Genomic DNA, 12291 nt, shown 5'->3' on the forward strand with positions numbered 1-12291 from the left:
AATCTGATCATTGCTCCGGCAACAACATCCTGATAGCTTATATCGCTACGAACTTCAACACTTCGCCCCCACTTTTCTGAAATAGATATGCATGGCCCAAACCCTGAAGTGACACGTCCGTCAGCAGTATCGCTGTGCATTTAAATTCATCTTTACAAACACACATACCTTAACAACAACCCTACAAATGGAAAACACATTTCTCAGATGGGCTTTGCTTATTGGCCTGCCCATTCTATGCCTTGTACTGTACAAAGTAATTCTTCGTATATGCTTTGGCGTAGTCATTGTACCGGAAGACCGTATCGGTCTGGTTACTAAAAAATTTGTACTGATCGGTAAACAGGAACTGCCCGAAGGCCGCATCCTCGCCACCAATGGCGAAGCAGGCTTCCAGGCGCAAACACTCGCTCCCGGCGTATACTTCTGGAAATGGATCTGGCAGTACAGCGTTACCTTTCAACCGTTTACCATCATCCCCACCGGTAAAATCGGACTGGTACTGGCGAAAGACGGTTCAGAACTGGAAACAGGTTCCATCCTGGCCCGCAAGGTTCCCTGCGACTCCTTCCAGGACGCCGTGGCCTTCCTGCAGAACGGTGGCCGCAAAGGCCGGCAAACCGCCATTATCACGCCCGGATCGTACCGTATCAATACCTTCCTGTTTGAAGTGGAAATCACCGACATGCTATCCATCCCCGATAATGCCGTGGGAATTGTTACCACCCTCGAAGGACAGGCCATTGAAACCGGCTCCATTGCGGGTAAAACCATCGAAAACCACAACAACTTCCAGGATGTGGATGCCTTCCTCGAAAAAGGCGGCTACAAAGGCTTACAGGAACAGGTGATCCTGGCCGGTTCCTACTTTATTAATCCCTGGTTCGCCAAACTGGAAATGGTGCGTATGACGGAAATCGCCATCGGCCACGTAGGCGTGGTGATCTCCTTCGTGGGTAATGATGGCGTGGATCTCAGCGGCGCAGAATTCAAACACGGTAACATCGTGGCCAAAGGCACCAAAGGCGTATGGGCCGAGCCGCTGGGACCGGGTAAGTATCCTGTTAATCCCTATATCATGAAAGTAGAACTGGTGCCTACCACCAACCTGGTGCTGAACTGGGCCACCGCCAGAAGTGAGGCCCACCAGCTGGATAAAAACCTCTCTACCATCACCGTGAGAAGCCGTGACGGTTTTACTTTTAATCTCGACGTAGCGCAGATCATCCACATCCCAACTACTGAAGCCCCTAAAGTAATTGCCCGCTTCGGTAACATGAGCAACCTGGTAACGCAGGTACTGGAACCTACCATCGGTAACTATTTCCGTAACTCCGCCCAGGGATCAGATGTGATCAGTTTCCTCACCAGCCGTAAGGAACGGCAAACCTCCGCGAAGGAACATATCGGCCAGGTACTGGATCAGTACAATGTGTTCGGGGTAGATACCCTTATCGGCGACATTGTGCCACCGGAAACACTGATGAAAACACTGACCGACCGTAAAATTGCAGAAGAACAGAAAATTACCTATGATACAGAGCGACTGGCACAGGAAACCCGTCAGACGCTGGAAAAAGAAACCGCCATTGCAGAAATGCAGAAGGAAATTGTAAAAGCCGACCAGGGCGTTTGGATTGCGGAAAGACATGCAGACGCCTCCGTGAAAAAAGCCACCGGTGACGCCAACAGCGTGCGGCTGCAAGCCAACGCGGAAAGCGACCGGATGAAATTACTGGCCGGCGGTGAAGCGGAAAAAGTACGCCTGCTGGCCAAAGCAGAAGCGGAACGCACCGAATGGATCGCAAAAGCCGATGCGGAAAAAATTGCCCTCACCGGTAAAGCAGAAGCAGAAAAGATCCTGGCCATTGGTCAGTCCAGCGCGGAATCCTACAAACTGGCAGTAGAAGCAATGGGTGGCAACAACTTTACCCAACTGAAAGTAATGGAAGCCATCGGATCACAGCAGATCCGCATCATGCCGGATGTGCTCATCAGCGGCGGAGACGGCGCCAACGGTCCGATCAGCGGATTGCTCGGACTCAAATTACTGGAAGATGTGGCAAAGAAAAACGAAGCCGGAAAACAGGCAGAATAACACTGCAAGAAGCATAACAAAAGGGGAAGGTGTGCGCCTTCCCCTTTTTGCTTTATGCCCTGCGGTTATCAATACTGTAAGGCACCAGAGAACAGGGTTACCAAAAGGATAGCGGTATCCTTCACTATAGCAGTGCATTGCGTATCTTTATACCCGGAAAGAAAAAATGAACGTATGCGAAAAGAAAATTCCTCTAATGCCATCAACGGAAAACAGCTGCGCGGCGACTGTGGAACAGCGTATACCCTGTCGTTGATCGGCGGACGCTGGAAACCCAGCATACTGTGGCGCTTACTGGATGGTAAACTACGCTATAATGAACTAAAAAAGTCGATCACCGGCATCTCTGAAAGAGTGCTGGTACTGCAGTTGAGGGAACTGGAAAACGATCACCTTGTTAAACGGATCGTGTACCCGGAAGTTCCTCCACGGGTGGAATATGAACTCACCCCGCTGGGATGGAGCATGGAAAGTATGTTGCAGCATATCTCCGACTGGGGCACTATGCACCGGGAAGATGCCATAGCGCGCCAGGCATCCAAAGAAAAAACCGTGGCGGCTATGGCTGATAAAGGTTAAACTGCCAGTCCGGCGTCCTCCAGCGCACCGGAAGCCAGCGCTGTCCAGTCGGCATCATGTATATCCTTCGCCAGGATAGTAGTGAGCCGGTTCTGCACCAGGTTAGCCAGCGGCATCGGCGTATACGATTTCCGCGCCGTTTGCAATACCAGGTCCATATCTTTCAACCCTAATTCCGCACTGAAAGAAGGATTACCGGTAAATTTACGATCCAGGATCATAGCGCCATAATTCCTGAAAATAGGGCCCGAAAATAACGTAGTGGTGAGCATTTCATACGCCACCCTAGGATCTACCCCGTTTTTCTCTGCCAGCGCAAAAGCCTCTGCCATCAGTTCCAGCGCCCCGGCAATCATAAAATTACCCATCAGCTTCAGCACATTGGCGCTGCCGGCATCTTCTCCAAGATCAAAAATATTACGGGCAAACCCTGCCTCCAATAAAGGGCGTATCCTTTCTTTAGCCGCAGCAGGACCGGAAATCACCGAATTACCTGCTTTCGCCGCTGCCGCCTCCGGCCGCGCAAATACCGGCGCACCTACAAACAACACGCCGTGCTTGCCGTGCCGCCCCGACAATTCCCTCGATATATCCGGCGAAACAGTGCTCATAGACACATGGATGCCGCCTTCTCCAAGCGCCTGCACCAACGCATCGGTGGCCACTGCTTCCAGTGCCTTGTCATCCGCCACCAGGCTCAGAACAACCCCTCCTTTCACAGCGGTTTCCTCCGGGCTGTTCACCAGTATGGCACCCAGCTGTTCCAGCGGCAATGCCTTCTCCCGGGTACGGTTATAAATTCTTAAAGTATAACCTGCCTTCAGCAGGTTCTCTGCAATGGGATAGCCCAAATGGCCTGTGCCGATAAATCCAATGGTTTCCATATTTCTTCAGTTATCTTGTTGGTTCAAATCTATCATTTCAAAATGATTATATAAAGATATGTGGATTTTTAGTTTCCCTTCTTTTCCTTAAATTCAGCATATAATCCTTATACCTTGAAAAGAATTTCATTGTTTCTGCTGTGCTTATGTAGCATCACAGCCAGCGCCCAGCAATACATCTCCCAAAGTAAAACCACCAGTGAAAGAAATAACATCTATAAAATAACAGATAAGGAAGCGCTCCGGATATTTGAGCTGAGCAGAGCATCCAAACCCTGGGCGGATGAAAAATACCTGCATACCGCAGCCGGCACTTATCCGTTTGGCGCCAGCTTCCCTGCGGGTACCGCCCCCGGAAATTATGTAGTGGTAACCGGCCTGCAGAATAACCTGGCGTATGAATACAAACCCGTACAGAATGTAATCCTGAAGGTAGTTACCAATAACTACGATCTGGCATTGCTGTTACATGATAAAAATGGAAAACCGATTTCCAATGCCAGCGTGCGGATCAACCAACGGACCATTCCCTGGGATGCACGCACACAAACCTATCGCATTCCGCGCTACAAAAAAGGCGGTATCATACAGGTGTATCATAACCAGGTGCTGAACCTTTTTAACCTGACGGTCCCCAACCGTAAGGGCAGGCTCCTCTTCTGGAAAAAACTGTTCCCCCGCAAAAAAAATTATTATCATAATGAACCCAGGTTTTCGCAGTCTACTTCTACCGAAAAAAAATACAAAGGCTTCATGGCCTTCAGTAAAGCGAAATACAGGCCCGGCGATACCCTGCGGATGAAGGCATTCATCATTAATCGCCATACAAAGCCGGTAAATGAACCCCTGCTGTTACGACTTTACAGTGAAGACATGGATATCGATACGATCCTCACCACTATCCGTCCTTACCGGCCGGGAGGCTATGATTACGAAATGGTGCTCAGTGACAGCCTGGACCTCGATCTGGACACAGACTACCTGTTTACCCTGGAAACCCTGGACAGCAGGAAATATACCTCCGACAATAACGAAACCGACCTGGATGATGATGAATACTTTGCCAGACGGAAAGTATTGATGCGCGGTACGTTTGAATATGAAGAGTATGAGCTGAAATCGATCCGTTTTACCGCCCGCACCGATGTGAAAGAACATACCCGTGGCACGCCGGTATCCCTGTTCCTGAAGGCCACCGATGAAAACGACCTCCCGGTAATGGATGGGCGTGTAACCATCACCGTTACCCCTAACAACATTTCACAATATCACGCGCCGGTGGTATTTATACCCCACCAGTTATGGAAACATGAAGTAGCGCTGGATATGACCGGGGAAACCAAAGTAACGCTGCCGGACAGCATTTTTCCGGCCGCTTCTTTTTCCTATAACATCAGCACACAGTTTCTGAACAGCAACAATGAAAGCCAAAGCAGCCGCATTTCCCAGCAATATTATTATGATACGGATGAAATCAGTTTCACACCAAAAGGCGATAGCTTATCTGTTGACTTTAAACGCTCCGGCCACGTCATACCTTCACAAGCCACGCTGCTGTTGCTGAATGCAAAGCGTGATACGGTTGCTCTTTCTGCTATCTCATTACCCGCCGTATTGCCGCTGCATCCTTATGTAAATACCTACCGGGTAACAGCAGGCAACGTCACTAAAAGCTACCTGTCATCCGGCGAAAATGGCATGATCCAGTGCAATGCCAGCCGGACCCGTGATTCCGTATTTGCAGATATTGTGAATCCAAAAAAATTGTACTTCTGGTACAGCATCTTTGCCGGCAACAAACTGGTGGCGCAGGGCTACGACCGGCAGCTGTCGTGGAAAGCCGCTTCCGCCACCCGCGGATATTATTTTGTTTCCCTGCAATATATCTGGAATGACCAGGTGAAAGATGATCACTTCATCATCCCTTATCTTGAAAAACAATTACAGGTAACCATCAATAACCCGGTAGCCGTGTACCCGGGGCAAACAGTTCGTATAGGCATCACAGTTACTGATGCAGAAGGCCGGCCTGTAAAAGATGCAGATGTCACGGCTTATGCGATGACTGCCAGGTTTAACTATACCATGCCTAACCTGCCCAATCTTGATAAAAGGCATCCTATGCGGAAAGCATATAGCCAGCAGCGGTTATCTGATAGAAAAACCGTCTCCGGCAAACAGATCATGAACTGGGACCGGTGGAAAAACGAAATGACGCTGGATAGCAACGCGTACTACCGCTTCCTGCATCCGGATGGAATACGTTACAGCACGGAACCTGCGAAGAATGATATTACACAGATATCCCCGTTTGTTACAGAAAATGGCGCTGTACAGTTTATCAGTCATGTGAAGATAGATGAACAACCGGTGTTCTTTGCCAATACAGACCTCCGGCCAGCCTATAGCTTTGCGGTATGGCCCGGCAAACACAAACTGGAAATCCGTACTTCTGATAAGAAAATTATCATCGACAGCATCTACGCCGAAGAAGGACTTAAAACCTTTATCAGCATCGCTGCCGATAAACCCGATGAACGGATACGCATCACCAAAATGCCAACGGAACTTACCCCGCTGGAAGTAAATCTATATAAGCGTTACGTGGTACCATTTCTCACGGATAACAATGACGGGTATACGTATATTAACCAGAATGGAAATATACAATGGTTTAACCCCGGCAATGGTTACAGCAAAAGCATCCAGCTGGCCGGACCACTGAAAAACAATGATGCCGACTACATTGTGAAAGGCAGGTTCATACAATCTTTTGTACCTGAACCGGGTTATACATTTGAGATCCGGCAAGGGTTAGTGAAAGAAACGAGTACCAGCGATCAGCGACTCAGATTCTATTTGCCGAAAGAAGTGGATCAGCCACGGCTATATGATCGTGTGATCACAGAAAGTGAAATGGACAGTATCTGGAATGATCACCTGGATGGCCTGCAGATAAACCAGGAGCTATACTCCAATGCAAGAGGCGATGGGAATACCTCTAACCTCATCATTTCGCCGGATACTGCCTTCAAAGGGAATGAACCGCGGCAGCTGTTCCTTTACCGCTACGATGATCCCACCTATATCCGTATTTACCGCGGACAAACCACCTGGTTTTATAACCTCGAGCCAGGCAATTACCGCCTGCTGGTATTGCTGAAGAAAAATAAATACTACGTGGCCGATAGCCTGAAAGCCAATGCCGGCGGTAATACCTATTACCGGTTACACGCCCGGAAAGTAATGGAAAAAGACTCCACAAGCGCTGCATTATCAAAAGCGATACTGGACTGGAGAGGTTATGAAACACAACAGATGTCGTCCAACGCGACGACCGACTTTACCACGCCGTTCAACAACCAATACCTGGATACTTCCGGCTTCACCCGTCGTATATCCGGGGTGATAACAACAGATGCGAACGGCCCCGTACCCGGCGCCTCCATCATTCTGAAGGGAACAAGGTATGGCACCCTAAGCAATGCAAAAGGATACTTCTCCTTAGCCGTTACAGAAAAAGGACAGCTCACCGTTAATGCTATTGGGTATAACGCCGAAACTGTTACTTTAAAGGACCAGGATTTTATTGAGATAAAATTAAAACCGGTAATACAATCCCTGAGTGAAACGGTGGTAGTGGGTTACGGCACGCAACGCAAAAGGGATCTGACTGCCACTTCTTCGCACTTCATTACCGGCAATCTTAATGGCGTAGTGGCAGGCGTCACTATACGGGGCACCAACAGCGTTAACGCGCCGCCACTGATTATCATTGATGGTGTTCCCTATGAAGGTTTACTGGAAAGCCTAGATCCGTCTCTTATTAAAAATATGTCGGTGCTGAAAGATGCCGCCGCCACCGCTATTTATGGCGCCAGGGCCGCCAATGGAGTAATCCTCATCACCAGCAGCAAAGCGGGTCTTATAGCGGCCAGCCAGGAAACCCTGCCGGCAGAAGCCAATAGCCTGCGCAGCAACTTCCGGGATGATGCATTTTGGCAACCACGGTTACGTACCAACGAAAAAGGAGAAACCTCTTTTAAGGTAACCTTCCCGGATGATATCACCAACTGGAAATCCTATGCACTGGCATTCACTGACCAGGGACAAACCGGCAGTGCACAGGTACAGATCAAATCATATAAACCGCTGAGCGCAAACTTGTCGCTACCGGTGTTTGCCGTTGAAGGCGACAGTGTAAACATTATCGGTAAGGTATTGAACTATGGCACCGACAGCGCTACTGTCAGCCGCAGCTTCTACACCAACCAGGTACTCACCAACACCCGTTCCATTGGCGTGCGCAACAGCCTGATTGATACCTTCCCGGTGCATGTTCCCCTATCGGGCGACAGCATCTCCTTTAAATATACCATCACCGGTAACCAGGATTACTTCGACGGAGAATACCGCGCTATTCCTGTCTTTAAAAAAGGCGTAACAGAAACCAAAGGCTTCTTTGCCGCACTGCCAGCTGATACCAGCTTCTCCCTGTCTTTTGCAGACGATACCGCTGCTGTTCACCTGTATGCCTGCACCGGCATGCTACCGGTACTGCTGGATGAAATAGATTATCTCCGGCGTTATGAATATCTATGCAATGAACAACTGGCCTCCAAACTCACCGGCCTGCTGCTGGAGAAACAAGCCCGTAAATTCCTTGCGCTACCGTTTAAGGATCTGAAAAAGATCTCTGAGCTGATCCGTAAACTGGAACAGAATGAAAATAAAGATGGTGGCTGGGGCTGGTGGAATAAAAGCACTTCTGTGTACTGGGTTTCACAACATGTAACAAAAGCCTTGCTGATGGCTGAAAAAGAAGGCTTTAAGCCCAACATCAACAAAGCAGCGCTGATCGATTACTCCGTATTCCAGCTGAATGGTTCCGTACACACCAGGGATGCGTACACCAATAATTTAACCCTTTTGGAAACATTGTACGAGCTGGGCGCCAAAATTAATTTCCCGGCTTACCTCGATACCATACATGCAAACAAAGGCAGTAAGTATGACCAGTTCCGTTTATTATACCTGAAACAACAGACAGGCATACACGTAAATACAGCCTCACTGATGGCTGCGCGGCAAACCACCATGATGGGCAATAGTTACTGGGGGGAAGATAGTTACCAGTTCTTTAACAATGATGTACAACTCACCTTGCTGGCATATAAAATATTACGGGCAGAGGGTGGTCATGATGCCCTGTTACGCACCATCCGCGACTGGTTCATGGAAAAGCGGCGCAGCGGCAACTGGCGCAATACCTACGAATCTGCCACTATCCTGGCTACCATCCTGCCCGATGCGTTGCAAACTTCGGAGATGCAAACGCCGGGGCTTAGTATTAACGGGGAACAGGTGAGCGCCTTTCCTTATACGCATATTTTTACAGCCGGTAAGCCATTAAACGTCGTTAAGCAGGGCGGCTCCACCGTATATTTTACCGGCTGGCAACAGCACTGGAATCCGGCGCCGCTGCCTGCAGCACACCAGTTCAGCGTGAGCAGCCAGTTTCTGCAGCAGGATACAGCTGTAAACTTCCTCACCGCAGGCCGCGCTGTTACCCTGGAAGTAACCGTGGAAGTAAAAGCAGATGCGGATTACGTGATGGTGGAAATACCGGTGCCTGCTGGCTGTTCCTATGAAGAGAAAAACAGTCAGTGGTCGAACCATGAAGTACACCGCGAGTACTTTAAAAACAAGGTAAGCATCTTCAGTGATTACTTAAACAAAGGTACTTACCGCTTTACGGTGTCATTGATGCCGCGCTATACGGGGTATTACCACCTGAACCCGGCCAAAGCAGAAATGATGTATTTCCCGGTATTTTTTGGGAGAGAAGGCATGAAAAAGGTGGCAATCAGGGGCAAATAAAATCATCACTCATTTTGGGTTATTTAACGTATTTTAATAGCAGCACTTTATAAACCGCCACCGCTATGAGAACAATCCATCAATGGCTGGACGAGTACGGCAGCAGCCACCGTAACCACACCAACAAACTGATTCACTGGATTTGTGTGCCCGCTATTTTTTTCAGTATCGTCGGATTTTTATACGCAATCCCGTTGCCCATTGGTGGCGTGCGTTCTTATATTTCGGTGGCCCATGTGGCATTGCTGTTACTGATCATTTACTATCTGCGCCTCTCTCCTTCCCTGGCGGCAGGTATGCTGCTCATCGGCGTGATCTGTTTATGGCTATGGCGCCTCATAGCGGCCACTCCGCTGGTGATCTGGCAGGTGGCATTGTTTATTTTCGTAGTGGCCTGGATCGGGCAGTTTATTGGTCATAAAATAGAAGGCGCCAAACCTTCTTTCTTCAAGGATTTACAATTCCTGCTCATCGGGCCGGCCTGGCTGCTGAGCTTTATCTATAAAAAAGTGGGCATCCGCCTGTAAAAGCCCTCATGTGGCGGCCGACAAATAAAGCCGCAGCACATAGCTCATTTCGTATAGCATGAATATAATGACCAGCGCCCCGTGAAAGGTGCGGTTACTGATCCTGATGGCCAACAGGCAAAGGACAAAGTGAATGATATTGCGGATCGGGTATTCTATCCCGAAATGATGAAAGTAGTCCTGTCCTTTTATCAGCGTATCTATTACATCTGCAATAAACGAAAATGCCAGTACCCCGAAGAACCACTTTCGCCGTGAATAAAAGTAGTCCTGGTATCCTTTATAATCTTTCAGATCATCCGGGTACAACAGTGCGCAGAGCAGGAAAAAGGTAGTAATAAAGGAGATGATAAAGATATATTCCGGGAAAGTCCATTTCTTCAATGCGTGCAATGGCATTTCCCACCACCAGAAATGTACCAGCAGCACAAAGATGTAAGCTACCCATGAAAGGTGTACCCAGTAAGGTTTTTCCCGGTTGGGATGCTGGATGAATTTAGCAGTGCCTTTGAGCAGATGGGCAATGCTGAGGCTCAGGATAAATCCTATCACCATTCTTACATGGCCGAATGTTTCCATAGCGGGGTGTTTCTATGAATTTAATTCATTGCTTCTGAAAAAACAAAAGCCCCGATTAAAATCGGGGCTTATTTACCTAAACCTACAACTGTTACACTGTTATTGCAACAATAATTTATCTTGAAAAACTGTTTCCGTTAGTGCATAGCAGACGGATCGAGTTTTGCAGCTTTCTTAGCTTTTACCATGAGTACAAACGGTACACAAATCAGGAATATCAGGCCCAGGTACAGGAACACATCCATATAGGATAATATGGCGGCCTGTTTGGTAACACTGTAATCCAGTAATTTATAACCCGAATTCAGTGCCTGGTGAGGGTCCATTCCTTTGGCGCCGAAGCTTTGCTGTAACCCGTTCACCCGGTTAATTACATCGGGGTTATTGGTATCCAGCTTTGATACCAGGTCGCTCCGGTGCAGCATATTCTGACGGGCCATAAACGTAGTGATCAAAGCCACCCCAAATGAACCTCCCAGCTGACGCATCATACCGGTGAAGGCTGCGCCCTGGCCAATCTGTTGTCCTTTCAAACCAGACAGCGACAACGTGGTAATAGGAATAAAGAGTAAACCCATACCTATACCGCGAACAATCAGCATCCAGAAGAAAGCATCTGAACCGGTATCTGCCGGTGTGATAATTTTATATCCCCAGAAGCAGAACACAAAGAACAGGAACATACCACTTGCCACCAGGTATTGTTGTGGAATACCTCTTTCCAGCATCTTACCGATGAGCGGCATCATCACCGCGGTAGTTAACGCTGCAGGGATCATCAGCATACCGGATTGGGTAGCGGTCCATCCCAGCGAACCTTGTGTGTACAGCGGGATGATGAAGGTAGATCCGTATAATCCAAAGCCCATGATGAACGACAGGATGGTACCTACCCGGAGGTTTCCGTTTTTGAGCACCCTCAGCTCCACGATGGGGTTCTTATAGGTAAGCTCACGCCATACAAAGAAGAACAGGGCCAATACACTTGTTACGGTCAGGGCTGTAATGGTAGAGTCGTTAAACCAGTCGTCTTCCTGTCCGCGTTCCAATACAAATTGCAAACACCCTACCATCACCGCCAGGAGTCCTATACCGAGGAAATCTATCTCCGACATTGCTCTTTTTTCACCATATTTCGGGCTGCGTACAAACTGCAAAGTGAGCAGGGTAGCGATTACACCGATCGGGATGTTGATGTAAAAGATATAAGGCCAGGAATAGTTATCGGTGATGTAACCGCCTAACGGGGGGCCTAACGTTGGACCGATAATTACACCCAATCCATAAATGGCCTGGGCGATACCGCGTTTTTCAGGCGGATAACTTTCAGTGATAATCGTTTGAGAGGTCACCAGCAATGCACCTCCACCCAAACCCTGTATGAAGCGGAATATGATCAGCTCCCACATGGCAGTTGCGTTACCGCAGAGGAAAGAGGAAACGGTGAATATAATAATAGACGCCGCGAAATAGTTACGACGACCAAATTGCTGTGATAACCAGCTGGTCATCGGTACTATGATTACGTTACCGATAGCGTATGCGGTGATGACCCATCCGATTTCACTGAGTGTGGCGCCCATGTTACCACGCATGTCATTCAACGCCACATTTACGATAGTGGTATCCACTATCTCCAGCAAAGCGCAGAATATAGCGGTGATCGTAATGATCACCCTGCGCGAGCCGTATTCTATCAATGATTCTTGTTGCATGCAGCACTTATATTTTGAATGAAAACAAC

At 48.5% G+C, this 12291-nt stretch carries 7 protein-coding genes; 4 read left to right on the forward strand and 3 right to left on the reverse strand.

All coding sequences use genetic code 11. The features are described 5' to 3' along the window. The first annotated feature begins 187 nt into the window (after positions 1-187). Together V7S65_RS23305 and V7S65_RS23310 are read left to right on the forward strand one after the other, a co-directional pair. Positions 188-2098 carry an SPFH domain-containing protein gene (locus V7S65_RS23305; RefSeq protein WP_079472768.1) on the forward strand — a complete coding sequence of 637 codons (1911 nt, stop codon included), beginning with the start codon at positions 188-190 and terminating at the stop codon, positions 2096-2098. A 174-nt stretch (positions 2099-2272) separates the two neighbouring features. Beyond that, positions 2273-2677, forward strand: coding sequence for a winged helix-turn-helix transcriptional regulator (locus V7S65_RS23310; protein ID WP_079472767.1), 405 nt, complete (start codon positions 2273-2275; stop codon positions 2675-2677). On the opposite strand, the gene V7S65_RS23315 is transcribed toward V7S65_RS23310, so the two are convergent. Next, on the reverse strand, positions 2674-3561 hold the full coding sequence (locus V7S65_RS23315; protein ID WP_227024638.1) for an NAD(P)-dependent oxidoreductase: 888 nt from the start codon (positions 3559-3561) through the stop codon (positions 2674-2676). The genes V7S65_RS23310 and V7S65_RS23315 overlap by 4 nt on opposite strands. A 114-nt stretch (positions 3562-3675) precedes the next feature. Between V7S65_RS23315 and V7S65_RS23320 the strand changes: the two genes are divergently transcribed. Both V7S65_RS23320 and V7S65_RS23325 read left to right on the forward strand, forming a co-directional pair. After that, the gene (locus V7S65_RS23320) at positions 3676-9441 is read left to right on the forward strand and encodes an alpha-2-macroglobulin family protein (RefSeq protein WP_336387967.1); all 5766 of its coding nucleotides are present in this window, start codon (positions 3676-3678) and stop codon (positions 9439-9441) included. 65 nt (positions 9442-9506) lie between these two features. Beyond that, complete coding sequence (locus V7S65_RS23325) at positions 9507-9968, forward strand: Mpo1 family 2-hydroxy fatty acid dioxygenase (protein WP_079472764.1); 462 nt, start codon at positions 9507-9509, stop codon at positions 9966-9968. Positions 9969-9974: 6 nt separating this feature from the next. Here the strand turns inward: V7S65_RS23325 and V7S65_RS23330 are convergent, their stop codons facing one another. Both V7S65_RS23330 and V7S65_RS23335 read right to left on the reverse strand, forming a co-directional pair. Then, positions 9975-10547: a hypothetical protein gene (locus V7S65_RS23330; protein ID WP_079472763.1), complete on the reverse strand. Its 573-nt coding sequence runs from the start codon at positions 10545-10547 to the stop codon at positions 9975-9977. A 137-nt stretch (positions 10548-10684) separates the two neighbouring features. After that, a complete protein-coding gene (locus V7S65_RS23335; protein WP_111579339.1) occupies positions 10685-12262 on the reverse strand; it encodes a DHA2 family efflux MFS transporter permease subunit in 1578 nt (525 codons plus the stop codon). Positions 12263-12291 lie beyond the last annotated feature (29 nt).

This window comes from Chitinophaga sp. CCNWYY40 (genome assembly GCF_037483205.1).
GTDB classification, from domain to species: domain Bacteria; phylum Bacteroidota; class Bacteroidia; order Chitinophagales; family Chitinophagaceae; genus Chitinophaga; species Chitinophaga ginsengisegetis.